The sequence below is a fragment of the Kitasatospora sp. NPDC005856 genome, from assembly GCF_040629945.1.
GTDB lineage: Bacteria > Actinomycetota > Actinomycetes > Streptomycetales > Streptomycetaceae > Kitasatospora.
Window position 1 is genome coordinate 1 of sequence record NZ_JBEXWT010000106.1, and the last position, 19,790, is coordinate 19,790.

Consider the following 19,790-nt stretch of genomic DNA (forward strand, 5'->3'; position numbering starts at 1 on the left):
CCCCCGCGTCCCGCGGGGCCGGGAAGACGTACATCTGCATGGCGGCCGCGCGGAAGATGGTGCCGCGCGGCCGGGTGCTGGTGCTGGCTCTGCTGGGGCAGACGATCAAGGCGCGGTGGGAGGTCGGCACACAGGGCTGGCGGTCGGTGTACGGCATGCAGGACGACGTCGAGCTGTGGTCGATGGATGTGCGCTGCACCACCAACGTAATCGGCTGGCGATGTGGCACGGCTCGGGGTCGGTCACCATCTTCGCTCGCTCGGGGTGCTGGTGGATGCCGTCGAAGACGCCTACGGCAAGGCTCTGGAGTCGCTGGACCTGGCCTGGTCGACGAGGGCCACCGGACGTCGGGAAGCCCGGGGGAGGCGTGGGCTGATATCCACCACATACCACGCCTTCGGCGTTTCTTCCCAGCTCAGGGGCTTGATCGACCATCCGGGGTCAGCAAAAGGTCAGCAAGACGCCCGGGAGTCGATAACTATGGCCACCATCAACCTCGTCCGCGGCATGGGCAGCTTCTTCAAGGAGTGCGAGCACCCTGAGAGCCGGTGGTCGAGGTGCCCGCACGAGTACAAGATCCGGTACCGCAACGCGGCCGGAAGGCAGACGGAGGAGTCGGGCTTCGCCACCCAGGACAAGGCGAAGGCCCGGCTCATCGAGGTGTACCAGGCCCGGAAGAACGCCCCGCAGAGCCAGCGCAAGGCGGAGCGGATCCAGAAGTACGGCCCGATGCAGTTCGAGCCCTATGTCGAGGAGTGGAAGGCCGGCCAGCGCCACCTCGGCGCCGCCTCCCTCCGACACCTCGACTCACTGCTGGAGCACCACCTCTACCCCGCCTTCCGCAGCCGCCGGATGGGCACCTTCGACCACAAGGTCGTCGAGGCCTTCATCCAGACCATGGAGCGCAACGGTGTCGGCCTCGCCACCCAGTCCAACGCCTTCGACAAGCTGAAGTCGATCCTCCTCGACGCCCACCGCCTCGGCCTCTATGACGACAACCCTTTCGACGGCGTCAAGCCACCCCAGTACGACCCGAAGCGCGCGGCCATCCCCTCCCTCTCCCAGCTCCAGGGAATACGCACCGCGGGCGACGACGCCTTCCTCGTCATCGCCGACCTGATGAGCGGCTGCGGCCTGCGCAACGGCGAGGCCGCCGCGGTCAACATCAACAACATCGTCGCCGACGACGTCTACCGCGTCACCGAGCAGGTCAACCAGACCACCAAGGAGTACGCCCCGCTCAAGCACCGCAAGAAGGGCGACTACCGCGACGTCCCGCTGCCGGCCCGGGTCAAGCTGACCATCGAGTGGTACGCCGAGAAGTACGGCACCGTCGACGGCTACCTCCTCCGCCACCCCCGGGACCTCAACAAGCCCTTCCCGTACCACATCCTGAACAACCGCTGGCAGCGCCTCGTCAAGCAGGCCGACGGCGCCGACATCCCCGAGGGCATGACGCTCTACGGCCTCCGCCACTTCTTCGCCTCGAACTGCCTCATCCACAACATCCCGATCACCGACGTTGCCGAGTGGATGGGCCACAAGAGCATCGACGTCACCTTCAAGATCTACCGCCACCTGATGCCCGGCTCCATCAGCCGCGCCGCCCAGCTCCTCGACCTCGGTCTGGCCGCCTGAGCGAACGAGGAGGGCCTGCCCCGGCGGGGGCAGGCCCTCCTCGTCGCTCCGGCCGTTCAGGTCACGCAGCCGACATGCGCTGCTGCTTCACCCACGCATGAACGTCGGACACCTTGAACTGCAGCTTCGCGTTCCTCCCGCTCCCGAACCTGTACGGCGCGAGACCCACGCGGGGAGCCTCCCGATACACCCACGTAACGGACATGTTCAGATACTCCGCAGTCTCCCTGACGCTCATGAACTGTTGGGCCACGGGACCTCCTCTGCAGCGGCTGCCAATTGCCGGAGAGGTTCACACGCGAATATCAGTTCGGCCGAGCCGAGGTCATCTGATAAGCACCGACCCGACTGTCCTCACTCCCTGCGACCACCTTCCCAGCGCTCGCCGCGAGGATTGGCGCGCCGTCGGCCGACGACAGCTCGGGCGAAGGAGCGGTCCACTACTGCCTGCTCGCCCGGACCACATGAATCAGCAGGTCGGGAATGACACCGACCTGCCCGCAGCCGACCTTCTGCAACACGCTTCAGGGCCTGGCTCTTCGGCCATCCACGGCACCTTGCGAGCAGGGCCGCGAGCTGGCGTGCGGCCCTGTAGGCGGTGGAGGACCGACCGGCACAGCCTGGCTCGCCGGGACACCCCGGTAGGCGGTCAGCGGTACTGGGCCAGCGAGTTGGGCATCCATCCCCAGATGCTGGTGCGGGCTTCGCTGGCCAGGCGTTTGTCGGTGGGCGCGCGCGACGTGGTGCCACAGCTTGTCGTCGCCTCCGGCGCGCTGGATGGTTTCGGCGAGCGTCATGACCAGTGCGCCGGCCATTGGCGTCGAGGGCGGCCGGGTCGTCGTCGGGCAGGTCGCCGATGAGCGGTGGGCGGAGCCGGTACCGCGTCCGCCGTGAACGGACAGATGCTGCTCGGCGAGGAACTCATCCAGAACCCGCGCACTGCAACTCATCGAGTCCAGGGGCGCCGCCGGGCCCGCCCGCGTCCACGGTGACTCGATCAGCCCTGACACGGCAACCCTGCGGCCGGGCGGGCGGGCGGACGCGAACAGCAAGGTAAAGGTTTCACCAAGAGCGCAAGTATGGCGCGCGGATGGGTCTATGCTTTTCGAGGTTTGAAAAGGCACCTCGTTCGGTGAGGCGTCTTCACGGACACAGGCCACTGACCCGACGACGTCGAGAGACGCCCAGGTTCAGGACAGATCCTCCCGAGTTAAGGGTTGATCCCAAGTGGCTTCCCCACAGCGGGGATTACGCCGTGGAGTGCCAAAGCTCTGACGAGTTGGGGTGAGCCGGTGGCTGTCGTGTGCTCCGGTGAGCTCCTTGCCGTGTCGATGAAACGCACCACGGGGTGCGTCGACCGGGAGGAGGCGAGAGACATGGATTGCAGTAGTCCGGGCCACAGTTGCCCCTACCCCCGCCTGCCCTCGCACACCTCCGGCACGCGGTAACCATCTTCCCTGCGCGTACTTCCGGCGTTGCGCCGCGCACCGCCGCCTCGGCTTCGTGCTGCCCTCATCGGCACTCAAGCCGTCGCGGTGCGCCGTGCTGCGCGTACCCGCAGGGGGGATCGCTGCTGCGTGCCCCCTGACCTCCCCCACTCGGGGGGACCGGGAGGCTCGTCATGACCACCAACGCCACACTCGACTCCAAGGTTCCGGCACCGAAGACCGCGGTGCTGGACGACGCCCACGTCGGCGACATCCAGGGCGCCCTCGGCACCATCCGCCTGGACGACACCGCCCCGCGCCAGGGCCTGTCCGCGAAGCTCAAGACCCTGCTGGCGATCGTCGGCCCCGGCCTGATCGTGATGGTCGGCGACAACGACGCCGGCGCGTTCGCCACCTACGGCCAGGCCGGCCAGAACTACGGCACCCACCTGCTGTGGACGCTGTTCCTGCTGATCCCCGTGCTGTACGTGAACCAGGAGATGGTGCTGCGACTGGGCGCCGTCACCGGCGTCGGCCACGCCAGACTGATCCTGGAGCGCTTCGGCAAGTTCTGGGGCGCGTTCTCGGTCATCGACCTGTTCCTGCTGAACGCGCTGACGCTGGTGACGGAGTTCATCGGCATCACCCTCGCCGCCGGCTACCTCGGACTGCCGAAGGTCGCCTCCGTGGTCCTGGCCGCGGCCGTGATCATCGCCTCGGCGTTCACCGGTTCCTTCCGCCGCTTCGAGCGGATCGCGATGGCCCTGTGCGTGGGCTCGCTGCTGCTGGTGCCCCTGTACTTCATGATCCACCCGAGCACCCCGGAGATGGCGAAGTCCTTCGTCACCCCGAACCTGCCCGGCGGCTCGGGCGAGCTGTCCAGCGTCATGCTGCTGATCATCGCGATCGTCGGCACCACCGTGGCCCCGTGGCAGCTGTTCTTCCAGCAGTCGTACGTCATCGACAAGCGCATCACCCCGCGCTTCATGAAGTACGAGAAGGCCGACCTGTGGATCGGCATCGCCGTGGTCGTCATCGGTGCCTCCGCCCTGATGGGCATGACCGCGATGGCCTTCGCGGGCACCGACGGCTTCGGACAGTTCTCCGACTCCGCCGGCTCCGCCCAGGGCATCGCCGACAAGGCCGGCCACTTGGCGGGCGTGCTGTTCGCCATAGCCCTGCTCGACGCCTCGATCCTCGGCGCCTTCGCCGTCTCCCTCTCGACCGCGTACGCGATCGGCGACGTGTTCGGCATGAAGCACTCGCTGCACCGCGGGGTCAAGGACGCCAAGGGCTTCTACGCCGTCTACGCCGGCCTGGTCGCCGTCGCCGCCACCATCGTGCTGATCCCCGGCTCGCCGCTGGGCCTGCTCACCGAGGGCGTCCAGACCCTGGCCGGCGTGCTCCTGCCCTCCGCATCGGTGTTCCTGCTCCTGCTGTGCAACGACAAGGCCGTCCTCGGCCCCTGGGTCAACGGCCCGAAGACCAACGCCTTCACCACCGTCGTCGTCGGCGTCCTGGTCACGCTGTCCGTCATCCTCACCGCCTCCGTCCTCTTCCCGGACATCAGCGCCGGCACGATCGAGGGGATCATCGCGGGCTGCGGCGTCGCCGGGGTGCTGGCCGCCGGGTACTCCTTCACCCGCCGCCGCACCGCGACGAAGGAGGACCCGATCGACCGCACCGGCCGCGACGACTGGCGGATGCCGCCGCTGGAGACCCTGACCAAGCCGGTCATCTCCACCGGCTACAAGATCGGCATGGGCGCGCTGCGCTCCTACCTGCTGATCGCGATGGTCCTGGTCGTCGTCAAGATCGTCCAGACCGCCCTCGGCAACTGACCCGACCGCCCGGGCGGCGGCCACCACCACCGGCCGCCGCCCCGGCCCCGGAACCCTCGACACCCCGCACACACGCAGGGGAAACGGAAGGAAGTACGGCCGTGCGCACCAGCCAGAACCAGCACCGGCAGCACCACCGCTGCCCCCGCGTGCGGCTCGCCCTGCACGACGGTGTCACCCGCGCCTACCGCCTCGACGACCCGGGCACCTGCCCCCACTCCGGCAGCGCCAACACCCAGGCCTCGGCCTACGAGCCCCGCGTCCACCTGGCCTACCTGCTCGCCCGCCAGGGCCACCGCGCCGCCTGGCTCGCCCAGTTCGCGGACCTGCCGCTCGCCGCCGCCCACCGCGTCACCCGCGCTGCGGCCCGCCCGTCGGCCCCCTGAGCAGAGCACCCACCGGGAAGCCCGCTCCGCTCCCGCCGCGCACCACCCCCTTCACCGCACGCCCTGGCCCCGGCATGCCCCGGCACGCCCAACGGCCGCTCCACGGAGGTGAGTCACCCGTGTCCGTCCTCGCCACGTTCCACACCGCGCCCCCGCTCACCGGCCGCCGTCACACCGGCCTGCGCACCGCCCTCATCGCCGTCGCCGACCGCCTCGCCGCGAGCCCGCTCGACAGCCCCGTCCTGAACGCCGTGGACGCCCAGGCCCCGGCCGGACCGCCGGTACGGCTGCGCGCCCGCTGGCAGGCCGTCACCGCCGCCGACGGCGCCACCCGCCTGGAAGCCACCTGGCACCCCGACCGCTGACCAGCCCATCCGATCCCGCCGAAGGGAGCACCCGCCATGGCCGTGCGCTACCGCAGGCTCGACGCCGTCTTCTCCCACCCCGCCACCACCCGGCCGCACCCGGCAACCGTCCCGGCCGCTCCGGCCGCTCCGACTGATGGGCTGATGGTCAACCTCGACCAGCGCACCGTCACCATCGACGGCCGCCAACTCGCCTTCCCTCGAATTCGAGCTGCTTGCCCACCTGGTCGCCAACCCCCTACGGGTGCACTCCCGCCGCCAGCTGATCGAGACCGTCTGGGGCCGCCCCGACACGGGCGACACGCGGACCGTCGCCACCCACATCGCCCGGATCCGCCGCAAGCTCGGCCCCGCCCACCGCGAGGCCATCGCCACCGTCCGCCAGATCGGCTACAAGTACGACCCGCGCCTGACGGCCGCCACCTGACCGTCACCGCTTCCTGATACCCCTCAGCCGTCCACACCCCGCCGACAGGGAGGTGCCGCCGTGCACAACCTGACCACCCTCGACTTCGTCCTTCGCCTGGCCGTCGGCGTCGCCTGCGGCGCACTGATCGGTGTCGAACGCCAGTGGCGGGCCCGGATGGCCGGCCTGCGCACCAACGCCCTGGTCGCCGCCGGCGCCACCCTGTTCGTGCTGTACAGCGAGGCCGTCGGCGACACCGGCAGCCCCACCCGGGTCGCCTCCTACGTCGTCTCCGGCATCGGCTTCCTCGGCGGCGGCGTTATCCTGCGCGACGGCGCCGGCGTACGCGGCCTCAACACCGCGGCCACGCTGTGGTGTTCGGCCGCCGTCGGAGTGCTCGCCGCCTCCGGCAAACTCCAGTTCGCCGTCCTCGGCACCCTCGCCGTGCTCGCCGTCCACCTGGTACTGCGCCCGGCCGGCCGGCTCCTCGACCGCGCCCCGCAGTCCGGCAGCGACCCGGACTCCACCACCCGCGCCACCGTCCACCTCGAATGCGACCGCAAGTCCGAGACCCACATCCGGGCACTGCTCCTCCAGGCCCTCGCCGCCTCCGGCCTCGCCCCGACCGGCCTGCGCGCCCGCCGCACCGACAGCGGCGACGCCACCAGCCTGCGGGCCACCGTCGCGATCACCGGGCAGGTCACCCCGGCGGTGGAGCTGGTCGTCACCCGGCTCTCGCTGGAGCCCGGCGTACGTGACATGCACTGGCACCTCGACGAGGAAGCCGACGACCCCAACCGCCCCACCCGGGCCTGAACCCGTACGACCGACCCCCAGGTCGGCAGGCCGTTCGAGTGGGCATGATGAAGACAGAAGGAGGCCCTGCGATGACCAGAATCGGGCTCCACTCATGGAGCAGCAGAGGGATCATCCTCTCCGCGGTTCTACTCCTACTCGCCCTCGAAGGGGTGGCCGTCGGCGTCGCCCCGGGCCGGCTGCGGCTCTTTCTCTGCGGGCTGCTGATCGGCGCCTCGGTGGCTGCGCTGCTCCTGGCCCAGTTGCTCGGCCGCAGCCACCGCGCCCACCGGAGGTCGGCGGTCCTGCCGGTCGGCGACGACGACGCCCAGTGGTTCAGTGCCCGCACGCTGGAGGGCTTCCCCATGGACGAGGTACGGCCGCTGCTGCGGGCGCCCGGTGCTCCTGGCCTGAACCGCCTCTACACGGCCTGGGTCTTCGCCACGCACGGGCACGACCCGCAATGGATCGCCCACCACCTCGACCTACCCCCGTCGACCACCCGGGTGCTGGTCGACGCCGCCCACCGCCACACCGCGCCGCTCGACGACAGCGCGCACCCGCAGGTCTGAGCGGCGGCCCTGGCCGCCTGACCGTTACACCCGAGAGGAGGCCGTAGTGATCACGGCCCTCGACCACGTCCAGTTGTCCGCGCCGCCCGGCAGCGAGCCCCTGCTGCGGGCCTTCTACGGCGACATCCTCCAGATGGCCGAACTCCCCAAGCCGAAGGCCCTGGCCGGCAAGGGTGGCTGCTGGTTCGCCGCCGACGGTGGGCGGGTACGGCTGTTCCTCAGCATCGAAGCCGGATTCCGGCCCGCCGGCAAGGCCCACCCCGGCATGGCCGTCGCCGCCATCGACGAGTTCGCCGCCCGGTTGGAAGAGCTGGGCGCGCTGGTGGTGTGGGACGAGACCCTGCCGCCGGACCGCCGTTTCTACACCACCGATCCGGTCGGCAACCTGCTGGAGTTCATCGAGGCCCGCTGACCGGGCGGGGCTACAGCGCGGATTCCGCCCCCGGTTCCAGGACGAACTCGGCGTCGTCGGCGTCGTAGTCGTACAGCTCGCCGTAGCGGCCCCAGTCGATGGCGGTCTCCAGCTGCCGCCTGGCGTCGTCAGCGTCGTAGCCCGCGCGCAGCAGGTCGAGGAAGAGGCCCTCGCGCAGCTTGTGGTTCTCGGTGGCGGCCAGCGACTGGACGACGGCGCGCACCAGCGGCGCGCGGCGGGCGGCGTTGCGGGCGAAGAGCTGCTTGCTGGTGAGGATGTCGGCGGCGGCGAACTCGCGCCCGGCCCCGGTGATGGCGAGCCGCCCGTCGCTCGTCGTCGCGAGGCCGAGCAGCACGGCGGCGTCGACGAGCGGCAGCAGGTCGTCGACCTCGAAGTTGAGCTCGTCAGCGATCTCCGCCAGTCCCTCCTCGCCGCCCATGGCGAGCAGGATCTCCAGGAGGCCGGCCAGCCCGCCGACGCTGGCCGGGGGAAGCGGCACGGTGATCGGGGTGGCGGCCGGGCGGCCGGGTGCCACCGCGGCCGGCTGCTCCTCGCGGCCGGTGAGGATGCCGTAGACGGTGTCGACCAGGGCCTCGAACTGCGGGGTGCGCCGGTCGCGCGGGCGGGGCAGGTCGACGGTCAGCTCGGAGCGGATCCGGCCGGGGTTGCTGGAGAGCACCAGGATCCGGTCGGCCAGCAGCACCGCCTCCTCGATGTTGTGGGTGACGATCAGGATCGACCTGACCGGCGCCTCGTGGCCCTCCCACAGGCCGACCAGTTCGGAGCGCAGGTTCTCGGCGGTCAGCACGTCCAGCGCGGAGAACGGCTCGTCCATGAACAGCGCGTCGGGTTCGACCACCAGGGCGCGGGCGAAGCCGACGCGCTGGCGCATCCCGCCGGACAGCTCCTTCGGGTAGGCGCCCTCGAAGCCGTCCAGGCCGATCAGGTCGATCGCCTTGAGCGCCCGGTCCCGCCGTTCCTCCTCACCGACGCCGCGTGCCTGGAGGCTGAGTTCGACGTTCTGCTGGACGGTGAGCCAGGGCAGCAGGGCGAAGGACTGGAAGACCATCGCCACCCCGGGGTTGGCCGCGGTGAGGGGGGTGCCGCGGTAGGCAACGGTGCCGGCGGAGGGGGCGATCAGCCCGGCCAGGCAGCGCAGCAGGGTGGACTTACCGGAGCCGGACTTGCCGAGCAGGGCGACGATCTCGCCCTCGGCCAGGTGCAGGTTGATGTCGTCGAGGACGGGCAGGGCGCGCCCGTCCGGGGTGCTGAAGGTCTTGGTGACGCTGTCGGCCTCGACGATCGTGGCGCGGACGCTGCTGGTGGTCATCGGGGGCTCCGGGATCGTCGGGGTCAGAGGGCGTAGCGGGTTTCGGCCAGGCGGTAGAGGCGGCGCCACAGCACGCGGTTGAGGGCGACAACGTAGATGCTCATAACGGTGATGCCGACGAGGATCTTGGGGAAGTTGCCGGTGGCGGTGGCGTCGGTGATGTAGGCACCCAGGCCGGTGGCGGTGAGGTGGTGGTCGCCGTAGCTGACGACCTCGGCGACGATGGAGGCGTTCCAGGCGCCGCCGGCGGCGGTGATGCCGCCGGTGACGTAGTAGGGGAAGATCGCCGGGAGGATGAAGGCCTGCCAGCGGAGTCGGCCCGTCACCTGGAAGCCGGTCATGGCCTCGCGCAGGTCGGAGGGGATGGCGGAGGCGCCGGCGATGACGTTGAACAGGATGTACCACTGGGCGCCGAGTGCCATCAGCAGGATCGCCCCGATGTTCAGCGAGATCCCCAGGGCGACGAACGCGGCAGTGGCGAACGGGAAGAGGAAGTTCGCCGGGAAGCTCGCGAGCACCTGCACCACCGGCTGGGCGAACCGGGTGACCTTCGGGTCCATGCCGATCCACACCCCGACCGGCACCCACACCACGGTGGCCGCGACCAGCAGGACGACGACTCGGCCGAAGGTGACCGCGCCCAGCCACAGCGCGTGCCCGAACTCGCCCAGGCCGACGGTGCTGTTCACGTAGTCCAGCGCCTGCCAGGCACCGAACACCACGATCGCGGCCACCGCGCCGGCGAAGAACACGTCGCCGGTGCGCTCGCGGCCCGCGGGCCTGGCCAGCGAGTGCTCGGCCAGGCCGAAGACCTGCATGCCCTTGTCCAGTGCCGTACCGACCGGTCGCAGCGGCCGGCCCAGCAGCCCGGGGACGCTGGAACGGCGCAGGAAGTCCAGCACGACGGAGCGCGGACGCTCGGCGGCCTCGGACTCCTCGACCCGGAACCGCTCCGACCAGGCGGTCATCGGCCGCCAGAACAGCACGTTCACGCCGATCACCATCACCACCATCACCGCGATCGCGATGCCGACCTGTCCGAGGTTGCCGTCGGCGATCGCCGCCGCCGCGTACGAGCCCATGCCCGGCAGCGCGTAGTGGTGGTTCAGCACGCTGATCGACTCCGAGGCGGCCAGGAAGAACCAGGCGCCGCCGAAGCTCATCATGCCGTTCCAGACCAGCGGGATCATCCCGCTCGGCACGTCCAGGCGCCAGAACCGCTGCCACTTCGTCAGCCGCATCACCCGCGCCGCCTCGTCCAGCTCGCGCGGCTGGCTCATCAGCGAGGCGTAGAACGCGAACGTCATGTTCCACGCCATCGCGGTGAAGATCGCGAAGATCGACGCGCACTCCAGGCCGAGCGTCGAGCCGGGGAACAGGTTGATGAACGCCGTCACCGTCACCGACAGGAAGCCCAGCACCGGCACCGACTGCAGGATGTCCAGCACCGGCAGCAGCACCTTCTCCGCCCGCCGCAGCCGCGCCGCAGCCGTGGCGTACACGAAGGTGAACAGCACCGAGGCGATCAGGGCCGCGAACATCCGCACCAGTGACCGCACCGCGTAGTAGGGCAGGTTCGACGGGTCCGTGGACACCGCCGCCGGGGCCTGGTTCGGCAGGAACGGCGCGTTCAGGCCGGGCGCGAGCCGCAGCAGCCCGTACAGCAGCGCCACCAGCGCCGCCGTCACCAGCACGTCCACCCACCGAAGCCCCGGCCGCCGCCACACCCCACGCGACGGAAAGCCACGCTCACCCGCCACCCGCACCCACCTCCGAGCACCCGACCGTCGGCCTGCCGCCGCCACTGAACCACGGGCGGACGGTTGCGGGAGGCGCCTGGACGACCGGTGCCGAAACACTCACCGACATGGGCGAACGCCACGGAGTGCTGCCCTCGCCCACCCCACGTCCACGCGCCCGGGAGGCATCACCACGCCGGTGTATTTGCGTACCGATGCAAGAAGTAGCAGACTGCCCCGAGGCGTCGTCTGATGCCGGCCCCGTCGTGAGGCACCAGGAACTGGAGGAGGCGGCCGTGGGCGAAGACCCTCCCGGTAAACAGCGCCGCACCATCCGTGTTCCTTCCGTCGCCGCCGTCCGCACCTGATACGACGGGTGGCCGTCGGCCTCGGCCCGCTCCCGTACCCGCACCGCTCCCCGTTTCCCGGCCTGCCTTCCGTGGCCGGGGCCATCGGTGCGCGCCGGAGGTTCCCGTCATGTCCGCCCTGAAACCGACCCCCGTCGGCTCCCGGAGCTCACTGCCGTCCCGGGTCGGCAGCTGGCTGTCCCGAATGACCTGGGTCGACGTGGTCGTCGCCGCCGCCGTCCTGGTCCTGCTCTACCTCGCGCTGCGGGTCGGACAGGGCACCACCGTCCGGTTCTCCACCGGCCAGAACGCGGGCGTCGACACCGACCCCGCTCGGCTGCCGTACTACGCGGCCCGGTCACTGCTGCGGATGTTCGCCGCGCTCGGCGTCTCCGTCGTCTTCACCTTCGGCTACGCCTGTGCCGCGGCCAAGAGCCGTCGCCTGGAACGCGTCCTGATCCCGGCGCTGGACATCCTCCAGTCCGTCCCGGTGCTCGCCTTTCTCACCGTCGCAGTGACCGGCTTCCTCGCCCTGTTCCCCGGCTCGACGCTCGGCCTGGAGTTCGCGGCGATCTTCGCGATCTTCACGTCCCAGGCGTGGAACATGACCTTCGGCTTCTACTGCTCCCTGACCTCGCTGCCGCGTGAACTCGACGAGCTGTCACGCTCGTTCCGGTTCACCCGGTGGATGCGGTTCTGGAAGGTGGAGGTGCCGTCCGGCATGATCGGCCTGGTCTGGAACGGCATGATGAGCTTCGGCGGCGGCTGGTTCTTCCTCGTCGCCTCCGAGGCGATCAGCGTCAACAACCAGAAGTACGCCCTACCCGGCGTGGGCTCCTACGCGGGCGCGGCCATCGCCGACGGCGACCTCGGCAAGGTCGGCTGGGCGATCGCCACCATGGCCGTCATGGTGACCGCCGTGAACTTCCTGTTCTGGCGGCCGCTCACCGCCTGGGCCGAGAAGTTCAAGAACGAGCAGTCCGAGGCCACCGAGATCCAGCGCTCCGTCGTCCTGGACCTCCTGCGCCGCTCCCACTGGCCCGCGCTGCTGGGCCGGCTGCTGCGCCCTGCCGGGCGGGTGCTGTCTCGGGCCGGACGGCTGCTCGGCACCGACGACCGGCCGCTCGCCGTCGACACCGGTCGCCGGCGCGAAGGCGACGTCGCCTTCGCCGTCGTCGCCGGCGGCCTGATCCTGTGGGGCCTGACCGACCTCGGCCACTACCTGGACGATCGGACCGGCCTCGGGGTGTTCGGCGAACCGCTGTTGCTCGGACTCGCCACCCTCGCCCGCGTGGTCGTCCTGGTGACAGCAGCCACCCTGGTCTGGGTGCCGATCGGCGTGAGGATCGGCTTCTCCCCGAAGTTGACCCGCATCGCCCAGCCCGTCGTCCAGGTGCTGGCGAGCTTCCCCGCGAACTTCCTCTTCCCGCTGGTCGTCTGGGTGCTGCTGAAGACCGGCCTGTCGATCGACGTGGGCGGCATCCTGCTGATGGCCCTCGGCGCCCAGTGGTACATCCTGTTCAACACCATCGCCGGAGCCATGGCGATCCCCACCGACCTGCGCGAGGCCATGGACGACCTCGGCGTGCGCGGCTGGCAGCGCTGGCGCCGTCTGATCATCCCGGGGATCTTCCCTGCCTACGTCACCGGCGGCATCACCGCCTCCGGCGGCGCCTGGAACGCCTCCATCGTTGCCGAGGTCGTCACGTTCGGCACCGTCACGCTCACCGCCACCGGCCTCGGCGCGTACATCGCCCGGGCCACCGAGCGCGGGGACTACCCGCACCTGCTCGCCGGCGTGGCCGTGATGAGCCTGTACGTCGTCGCCCTCAACCGGCTGTTCTGGCGCCGCCTCTACCGCCTGGCCGAGACCCGGTACTCCCTCTGACCACTCATGCGAGGCCCAGCCCGCACCACTACGCCCGGAGAACCTCATGCGCTTCAAGGCCCTGCGCGGTCTGCGCGCCACCCGTACCGCCACCAGGGCCGCCCTCCCTGCCTCCCCCACGCCCGCCAGCCGCCCGGCCGACGGCGAAGTGCTGCTGGAGAGCGTCGGGCTCACCAAGGCCTACGCCGGCGCGGACGGCGAGCTGCCCGTGCTGTCCGGCATCGACCTGAAGGTGCGGGCCGGGGAGATCGTGGCCCTGCTCGGCAAGTCCGGCTCGGGCAAGTCCACCCTGCTGCGCTGCCTGGCCGGCCTGATACCGCCCAGCTCCGGCACCGTCTCCTACCGCGGCACCCCGCTCACCGGCGCCAACCCCGGTACCGCCATGGTCTTCCAGACCTTCGCCCTGCTGCCCTGGCTGACCGTCCGGCAGAACGTCGAACTCGGTCTGGAGGCCCGCGGCGTGCGGCCCCGAGAACGCGCCGAGGCCGCGGTGCGGGCCATCGACCTGATCGGCCTCGACGGGTTCGAGTCCGCCTACCCCAAGGAGCTGTCCGGCGGCATGCGCCAACGGGTCGGCTTCGCCCGGGCCCTGGTCGTCGAACCGGACGTGCTGATGATGGACGAGCCGTTCTCCGCCCTCGACGTCCTGACAGCCGAGAACCTGCGCGGCGAGCTGATGGAGCTGTGGGACTCCGGCCAGTTCCCCACCCGGGCCGTCGTCCTGGTCACCCACAACATCGAGGAGGCGGTCCTGATGGCCGACCGCATCGTCGTCCTCGGCGCCCGCCCCTACGGCACCATCCGCGAGACCGTCGAGATCACCCTCGACCGGCCCCGCGACCGAGACTCCGCCGCCTTCGACGAACTCGTCGACCACGTCTACCGCATCATGACCGGCCGCCCCAAGGAGACCCGCCTGCCCGGCCGCTCGGACACCGTCCAGCTCGACAAGCGCACCGTCGCCAACACCCCCCTGCCCACCGCCACCGTCGACGGCCTCTCCGGCCTCGCCGAGATGATCGCCCGCCGCGGCGGCCGCTGCGACCTCGCCGACCTCACCGACGAGCTCGGCCTGGACATCGACGACATGCTCCCCCAGGTCGACGCCCTCGACCTGCTCGGCTTCACCGAGATCAGCGGCGACGACCTGCTGCTCACCGACACCGGCACCGCCTTCGCCGACGCCGACGTCCAGCAGTCCAAGACCATCTTCGCTCGCGCCGCCCTCGACGTACCGCTGGTCAAACTGATCACCAACAGCCTGCGCGGCAGGCCCGGCACCCTCGTTCGTGCCGGGTTCTTCCGCGACCTGCTCGCCCACCACTACACCAGCGAACAGGTCGACCAACAGCTGGAGACCGCCACCGACTGGGGCCGCTACGCCGAGTTGTTCAGCTACGACGCCGCACCCCAGGAGTACCGGCTCGACGAAAGCGCCGCCAGCCCCGCACACTGACACGGGAGGGCACGGAACGACCCGTCCAGCGCCCTCCCACACCGGCAGGTCCGGCCAGTTCGCAGCTTCGGCCGTCGGCCGGATCAGCCCGCCCGGCCGGTGGACGGACGCAGCCGCCCCAGCCCGGCCGCCCGGGCCGGCTGCGTCTCGACCACCACGGCGGCCTCGGCCTCTCCGCCACCACCACCGCCACCACGCTCCGGCCACTTGTTGGCGATCAGCGCCGCCTCCGTCAACAGCCCACGCACGTCGGCCGCCCGGTAGAAGATCCGCGTCCCCTCCCGCCGTGACAGCACGAGGCCGGCCGCCCTCAGCCTCGCCAGATGCTGCGAGGTGGCCGCCACGTGGGCACCCAGAAGATCGGCGAGCGCGCTCACCGGCAGCTCCCGGCGACTCAGCGCCCACAGCAACCGGTAGCGCGACGGGTCGGCCACCGCCTTCAGCATCGCCACCGCGCGGTCGGCCGCCTCCGTGTCCCACGCCTCTTCTTGCGCATCCATGCAAAGATCGTACCGGCGGGGCGCCCCGGCCCGTCCGGCCGAAGGCGACGGCTCCATTCCGCCGGCCCGACACCACCGGGACCTGCCACTGACCACGGCAGCCGCAGCCCCTCGCCCTACCGGCCCTGCCCGATCCACACGGCGATGAAAGCGACCCAGGCGAACATCGCCGAGAACACGACCACTGAACCGTAACGGCGCACAGCGCCTCCCTCCCTCGACACGGCGGTCACAACCAGTTGCGACGCTTGAAAATCAGATACAGACCGACGCACACCACACCCATCAGCCCGATCGCGAACGGGTAACCGAACGCCCAGTGCAGCTCCGGCATCTCGTCGAAGTTCATCCCGTACACCGTGCCGATCAGGGTCGGCGCGAAGAGGATCGCCGCCCAGGAGGAGATCTTCTTGATCTCGTCGTTCTGCGCGTGCCCCGCCTCGGCGAGCTGCTTCATCTCCTCGTTCTGCCGCTGCGAGACCAGCGTCGCGTTGACGGTCAGGATGTTCTGCAGCATCTGCCGGAAGCCGTCCACCCGCTCGGCGGCGTAGGTGGCGTGGTCCGCCACGTCGCGCAGGTAGCGCTGGAGCTCCTCGTCGGTGCCGTACTTGCCGAAGCCCGCCTCCAGGCTCTTCATGATCTCCAGCAGCGGACGGGTGGCCCGCTGCAACTCGATCACCTCGCGGGACAGCTCGTAGATGCGGCGGGAGACCTGCGGGTCGCCGCCGAACACCTCGGTCTCGATCTCGTCGATGTCGTGCTGAAGGCCGGCGATCACCGGCGCGTAGCCGTCCACCACGGCGTCCAGCACCGCGTACAGCACCGCCTCCGGGCCGAGCGCCAGCAGCTCCGGATCGTCCTCCAGCCGGCGGCGCACCGCCGAGAGGTCCGGCGCCTGGGAATGACGGACGGTGAGCACGAAGTCGGGGCCGACGAAGAGGTGGATCTCACCGAAGTCGACCTCCTCCGCCTCGTCCAGGTAGCGGGCGGCGCGCAGCACCACGAACAGGGTGTCACCGTAGCGCTCCAGCTTCGGCCGCTGGTGGGCGACGATCGCGTCCTCGACGGCCAGCTCGTGCAGGTTGAACCGGTCGGCGGCCTCCAGCAGCTGCGCCTCGGCCGGGCGGAACAGGCCGATCCAGGCCATCGTGCCGGGCCGGTCGGGCAGCTCACGGTAGATCTCCGACAGGCTGGCGGGCGCCTCTATCCGGCGCCCGTCGCGGTACATGGCGGCGTTCACCACCGAGCGCTCCAGCGAGACGCCCTCGGTGTCCGGCCGCTGCTCGGATCTGGGGTCCATCGAGTGCTCCGGCGCATCCGCGTGATCGGCCCGCGCGGTCGGCCGGAAGAAGGGACGCTTGCTCGCGCGTACGGCGCGCACACGCCAGTCGGACATGGCAGGAACCTCCACGGGTCGGTGTCCACCGCGCCCACCGCCGCCGCAGCGCGGGAAGACGAAGCGGCTGGCACCCGGAAGCACGACCTGCACACGAGGACCGGCCCCCGCAGGGGGATCCGCGGCTCAGCGGCGAGCCGGACCGGAGGGCCGGGGAAGCGTGCGCACGAAGCAACGGTGGGCGCCAGGAGCGATTGAGAACATCCCGGAGCGGGGCCGACTTCGGCCCGGACTACTGCACTCCACAGCCCTCACCTCCTCACCACCGCGACGCACACCGGCATCGATCCGAACACGGCCTTCAGGAGGATCGGACCCGCACCACGGCGCGCCGCTGCGGGAGAGGCGCCCCTGATCTCGTCAGAGCTTTGGCACGCCACGGCGTAGCACCCGCGGGTGCAGCCACTTGGGATCACCCCTTAGGCCGGGGAGACCTGTCCTGACCCTGGGCGTCTCTCGACGTCGTGGGGTCAGTGGCCTGTGTCCATGGCGACGCCTCACCGAACGAGGTGCCTTCACAACGGCGCCAAGTCTAGACCCGTCGCGGCACTGTGATGACCAACGGGTCAGAGCCAGTCGTTGCGGCGGAACGCCCGAAAGATGAACACGCACACCGTGACGATGAAGAGCAGCACCGCCGGGTAGCCGAACGTCCAGCGCAGCTCCGGCATGATGTCGAAGTTCATGCCGTAGATGCCGGCGACCATGGTGGGCACCGCCGCCAGTGCCGCCCAGGCACTGATGCGGCGCATGTCGGTGTTCTGCTGGAGCGACAGCCGTCCGCTGCTCGCGGCCAGGATGCCGTCCCATGATCCTGGAGCAGGAATGGGTCACCCCGAGCGGCATCGTCCGGGTGACCGACTTCATGCCCTGCGGCTCCCAGGTCCCCCAAGTCGTGCGGATCGTCGAGGGACTCAAGGGCATGGTGGCGATGACCTCGCTGTTCCGCCCCCGTCCCGGCTACGGCGCCAACAGCCCGCTCATCACCCGCGCCGCGCGTACCGGGGCCCCTCGGCTGTGCGCCACCACCTACCCCGACACCTACTGGCTCGACGGCCAGCACCACACCGTCACCGAAGACGGTGCCCGCGCCGACTTCACCATCACGTACGGCGTGTACACCACCTTCACCCTCACCTGGCAGCCCTCCCACCTGCCCACCACTCCGACCATCCGCAGCGCCCGCGCGGCACTCGCACGAACCGAGGAATTCTGGCGCGAGTGGGCGTCCCGCGGCACCTACCAGGGGCCCGACCGCGACGCCGTGGTGCGCTCGACGCTCGTCCTCAAGTCGCTGTGCAACCCGGGCGGCGGGATCGTCGCCGCGCCGACCACCTCACTGCCCGAACAGATCGGCGGCGAGCGCAACTGGGACTACCGCTACACCTGGCTGCGCGACGCCTGCCTCACCGCCACCGAACTCGCCCGCCTCGGCCACACCGAGGAGCCAGAGGCCCTTCGCGACTGGCTGCTCTGCGTCCTGGGCCGCGAATTCGAGAACATGCAGATCATGTACGGCCTCAGCGGTGAAACCGACCTTGCCGAACGAACACTGGACCACCTCCCCGGCTACGAGGGATCCCGGCCGGTCCGGGTCGGCAACGGCGCCGCCGGACAGCTCCAGCTTGACGTCCCCGGTGAGATCGCCGACTTCCTGCTCGCCGCCGAGGACGCCGGCCTGCCACCCTCCCGCGCCGCCGACGCGATGCTGCGCGCACTCGCCCGCTTCACCGAGGACCACTGGCGCGAGCCCGACGAGGGCATCTGGGAGATCCGCGGCCCACGCCGGCACTTCGTCCACTCCAAGGTCCTCGCCTGGGTCGCCATCGACCGCACCATCACCCTGCTGCGCCGCCGGCCGGACACCACGCCGAAGGAACTCGCCCGCTGGGAGCGACTGCGCCAGCAGATCCACATCGAGGTCTGTGAGCGCGGCTACGACCCGGAGCGCAACACCTTCACCCAGTACTACGGCGGCAAGGAGCTGGACGCCTCGCTGCTGCTGATCCCCCAGGTCGGCTTCCTCCCGCCGGACGACAAGCGCGTCATCGGCACCATCGAGGCGATCCAGCGCGAACTGTCCACCGAGGACGGCTTCGTGCTGCGCTACCCGACCCACGACGAGTCCGGGAACAACGTCGACGGCCTCTCCGGTCACGAGGGCGCCTTCCTGGCCTGCTCGTTCTGGCTCGCCGACGACCTCGCCATGATCGGCCGGGTCCAGGAGGCCCGCGAACTGTTCGACCGGCTACTGACTCTGCGCAACGACGTCGGCCTGCTCGCCGAGGAGTGGGACCCGCAGCTCAAGCGCCAGGTCGGCAACTTCCCGCAAGCCTTCAGCCACCTCGCCCTGGCCAGCACCGCCCTGCGGCTGACCAGCGTCGTCCACCTGCCCGCTCAACGCACCATGCCCGCCGGCGCACCCCCCAAGCGGGACCTAGGGACGCCCACGGTCGTGGGTGTCTGGTCGGAGGGCACGCGATGAGCAGTCCCATGCCTCCGGCGTTCAACCGCGCCGGCACCGCCCGAGCTAGGTCCTTTCTCTTGGATCAGCGGGCGGACCAGATGAAGATGCCCGCGATGTGAAGTCCGGCCTGGAAGACGGTGGCGGTCTTCTCGTAGCGGGTGGCCAGGCCGCGCCAGTTCTTCAGGCGGTTGATGCACCGCTCGACGGTGTTGCGCTGCTTGTAGGCCTGGCGGTCGAAGCCGGGAGGGCGGCCGCCGCGACGGCCTTTGCGCTTGCGGTTGGCGATCTGGTCGACCGGTTGCGGGATCACCGCCCGGATGCCGCGCCTGCGCAGGTGCTCGCGGATCGCCCTCGACGAGTAGGCCCGGTCCGCCAGGACCACGAAGGGCCGGGTTCGCGGCCGACCGATCGGCCTGGGCACCCGCAGGGCCGCCATGACGTGCTCGAACGCGGGCGCGTCGCCGGCCTGGCCGGGTGTGAGGACAAAGCACAGCGGACGGCAGCGACCGTCCGCGGCCAGGTGGATCTTGGTGGTCAGCCCGCCGCGGGAGCGTCCGATGGAATGGTGGGCGGGCTCGTCGGCCGGGGCCCGTTACCTTTTTCACGGCCTCGCAACGGGGCTCCCGGCCTCCGGGCCCGGCATGACTTGTGGCCCCAGTCGATCATGATCGAAAAGGTGCTGTCACCGGGTACCGGAGGCATTGGCAGACCGCTGATTAGGGGCACGAGCGCCGATCCCGTCCCGGGTGACGCAGGCTCTTCGTAACGTGGATGCCGGCGCGCTGATGCCGCAGCTGAGGCCGGGGAGGGCACGACCACTGTGGA

The 19,790-nt window shown here is 70.5% G+C and carries 15 protein-coding genes, 4 pseudogenes and 2 riboswitches; of the genes and pseudogenes, 11 read left to right on the forward strand and 8 right to left on the reverse strand.

Translation table 11 applies throughout. From position 1 onward, the window contains the following. The coding region (locus ABZ449_RS36490; RefSeq protein ID WP_360354802.1) for a hypothetical protein at positions 1-199 on the reverse strand (199 nt) is incomplete at its 3' end. 281 nt (positions 200-480) lie between these two features. On the opposite strand from ABZ449_RS36490, the gene ABZ449_RS36495 reads away from it, so the two are divergent. Then, positions 481-1,638 carry a site-specific integrase gene (locus ABZ449_RS36495; RefSeq protein ID WP_360354805.1) on the forward strand — a complete coding sequence of 386 codons (1,158 nt, stop codon included), beginning with the start codon at positions 481-483 and terminating at the stop codon, positions 1,636-1,638. Between the two features lie 61 nt (positions 1,639-1,699). Here ABZ449_RS36495 and ABZ449_RS36500 read toward each other — a convergent pair whose 3' ends face one another. Then, positions 1,700-1,891 carry a helix-turn-helix domain-containing protein gene (locus ABZ449_RS36500; protein WP_360354807.1) on the reverse strand — a complete coding sequence of 64 codons (192 nt, stop codon included), beginning with the start codon at positions 1,889-1,891 and terminating at the stop codon, positions 1,700-1,702. Between the two features lie 864 nt (positions 1,892-2,755). Beyond that, positions 2,756-2,929: riboswitch (M-box (ykoK) riboswitch) on the forward strand. A 330-nt stretch (positions 2,930-3,259) separates the two neighbouring features. Here ABZ449_RS36500 and ABZ449_RS36505 point away from each other — a divergent pair. The 7 genes and pseudogenes from ABZ449_RS36505 (at position 3,260) to ABZ449_RS36535 (ending at position 7,842) form a co-directional block, all read left to right on the forward strand. Continuing rightward, positions 3,260-4,906, forward strand: a complete 1,647-nt coding sequence (locus ABZ449_RS36505) for an NRAMP family divalent metal transporter (RefSeq protein ID WP_360354808.1) — start codon at positions 3,260-3,262, stop codon at positions 4,904-4,906. Between the two features lie 101 nt (positions 4,907-5,007). Next, positions 5,008-5,292 carry a hypothetical protein gene (locus tag ABZ449_RS36510; protein WP_360354811.1) on the forward strand — a complete coding sequence of 95 codons (285 nt, stop codon included), beginning with the start codon at positions 5,008-5,010 and terminating at the stop codon, positions 5,290-5,292. Positions 5,293-5,411: 119 nt separating this feature from the next. Further along, positions 5,412-5,657 (forward strand): hypothetical protein, encoded by a 246-nt coding sequence (locus tag ABZ449_RS36515; RefSeq protein ID WP_360354814.1) that lies wholly within the window; start codon positions 5,412-5,414, stop codon positions 5,655-5,657. A 144-nt stretch (positions 5,658-5,801) separates the two neighbouring features. Beyond that, positions 5,802-6,084, forward strand: a pseudogene (locus ABZ449_RS36520) (winged helix-turn-helix domain-containing protein); the annotation flags it as partial. Positions 6,085-6,144: 60 nt separating this feature from the next. Further along, a complete protein-coding gene (locus ABZ449_RS36525; protein ID WP_360354817.1) occupies positions 6,145-6,879 on the forward strand; it encodes an MgtC/SapB family protein in 735 nt (244 codons plus the stop codon). Between the two features lie 71 nt (positions 6,880-6,950). Further along, positions 6,951-7,430, forward strand: coding sequence for a hypothetical protein (locus ABZ449_RS36530; RefSeq protein WP_360354820.1), 480 nt, complete (start codon positions 6,951-6,953; stop codon positions 7,428-7,430). Between the two features lie 46 nt (positions 7,431-7,476). After that, positions 7,477-7,842, forward strand: a complete 366-nt coding sequence (locus ABZ449_RS36535) for a VOC family protein (RefSeq protein WP_360354823.1) — start codon at positions 7,477-7,479, stop codon at positions 7,840-7,842. Between the two features lie 10 nt (positions 7,843-7,852). Here ABZ449_RS36535 and ABZ449_RS36540 read toward each other — a convergent pair whose 3' ends face one another. Next, positions 7,853-9,172, reverse strand: a complete 1,320-nt coding sequence (locus tag ABZ449_RS36540; RefSeq protein WP_360354826.1) for a nitrate/sulfonate/bicarbonate ABC transporter ATP-binding protein — start codon at positions 9,170-9,172, stop codon at positions 7,853-7,855. A 23-nt stretch (positions 9,173-9,195) separates the two neighbouring features. After that, positions 9,196-10,872 carry an ABC transporter permease subunit gene (locus ABZ449_RS36545; RefSeq protein WP_360354828.1) on the reverse strand — a complete coding sequence of 559 codons (1,677 nt, stop codon included), beginning with the start codon at positions 10,870-10,872 and terminating at the stop codon, positions 9,196-9,198. 591 nt (positions 10,873-11,463) lie between these two features. On the opposite strand from ABZ449_RS36545, the gene ABZ449_RS36550 reads away from it, so the two are divergent. Beyond that, positions 11,464-13,146: an ABC transporter permease subunit gene (locus ABZ449_RS36550; RefSeq protein WP_360354845.1), complete on the forward strand. Its 1,683-nt coding sequence runs from the start codon at positions 11,464-11,466 to the stop codon at positions 13,144-13,146. Positions 13,147-13,192: 46 nt separating this feature from the next. Then, positions 13,193-14,602 carry a nitrate/sulfonate/bicarbonate ABC transporter ATP-binding protein gene (locus ABZ449_RS36555; protein ID WP_360354831.1) on the forward strand — a complete coding sequence of 470 codons (1,410 nt, stop codon included), beginning with the start codon at positions 13,193-13,195 and terminating at the stop codon, positions 14,600-14,602. An 83-nt stretch (positions 14,603-14,685) separates the two neighbouring features. On the opposite strand, the gene ABZ449_RS36560 is transcribed toward ABZ449_RS36555, so the two are convergent. From ABZ449_RS36560 to ABZ449_RS36570, 3 genes and pseudogenes are all read right to left on the reverse strand, one after another. Continuing rightward, positions 14,686-15,102 (reverse strand): metalloregulator ArsR/SmtB family transcription factor, encoded by a 417-nt coding sequence (locus tag ABZ449_RS36560; RefSeq protein WP_360354832.1) that lies wholly within the window; start codon positions 15,100-15,102, stop codon positions 14,686-14,688. A 229-nt stretch (positions 15,103-15,331) separates the two neighbouring features. Continuing rightward, positions 15,332-16,498 (reverse strand): magnesium and cobalt transport protein CorA, encoded by a 1,167-nt coding sequence (locus ABZ449_RS36565; protein ID WP_360354835.1) that lies wholly within the window; start codon positions 16,496-16,498, stop codon positions 15,332-15,334. A 342-nt stretch (positions 16,499-16,840) separates the two neighbouring features. Continuing rightward, positions 16,841-17,014, reverse strand: a riboswitch (M-box (ykoK) riboswitch). 50 nt (positions 17,015-17,064) lie between these two features. Next, positions 17,065-17,298: pseudogene (locus ABZ449_RS36570) on the reverse strand (CorA family divalent cation transporter); the annotation flags it as partial. Positions 17,299-17,306: 8 nt separating this feature from the next. On the opposite strand from ABZ449_RS36570, the pseudogene ABZ449_RS36575 reads away from it, so the two are divergent. Then, positions 17,307-18,878: pseudogene (locus ABZ449_RS36575) on the forward strand (glycoside hydrolase family 15 protein); the annotation flags it as partial. Positions 18,879-19,047: 169 nt separating this feature from the next. On the opposite strand, the pseudogene ABZ449_RS36580 reads toward ABZ449_RS36575, so the two are convergent. Continuing rightward, positions 19,048-19,524: pseudogene (locus tag ABZ449_RS36580) on the reverse strand (IS5 family transposase); the annotation flags it as partial. Positions 19,525-19,790 lie beyond the last annotated feature (266 nt).

Bases quoted from the DNA above. Each gene is read 5' to 3' on its own strand.
- ABZ449_RS36495 (WP_360354805.1), top strand. From the start codon at position 481: ATGGCCACCATCAACCTCGTCCGCGGCATGGGCAGCTTCTTCAAGGAG.
- ABZ449_RS36505 (WP_360354808.1), top strand. From the start codon at position 3,260: ATGACCACCAACGCCACACTCGACTCCAAGGTTCCGGCACCGAAGACC.
- ABZ449_RS36530 (WP_360354820.1), top strand. From the start codon at position 6,951: ATGACCAGAATCGGGCTCCACTCATGGAGCAGCAGAGGGATCATCCTC.
- ABZ449_RS36540 (WP_360354826.1), bottom strand. From the start codon at position 9,172: ATGACCACCAGCAGCGTCCGCGCCACGATCGTCGAGGCCGACAGCGTC.
- ABZ449_RS36550 (WP_360354845.1), top strand. From the start codon at position 11,464: ATGACCTGGGTCGACGTGGTCGTCGCCGCCGCCGTCCTGGTCCTGCTC.
- ABZ449_RS36555 (WP_360354831.1), top strand. From the start codon at position 13,193: ATGCGCTTCAAGGCCCTGCGCGGTCTGCGCGCCACCCGTACCGCCACC.
- ABZ449_RS36560 (WP_360354832.1), bottom strand. From the start codon at position 15,102: ATGGATGCGCAAGAAGAGGCGTGGGACACGGAGGCGGCCGACCGCGCG.
- ABZ449_RS36565 (WP_360354835.1), bottom strand. From the start codon at position 16,498: ATGTCCGACTGGCGTGTGCGCGCCGTACGCGCGAGCAAGCGTCCCTTC.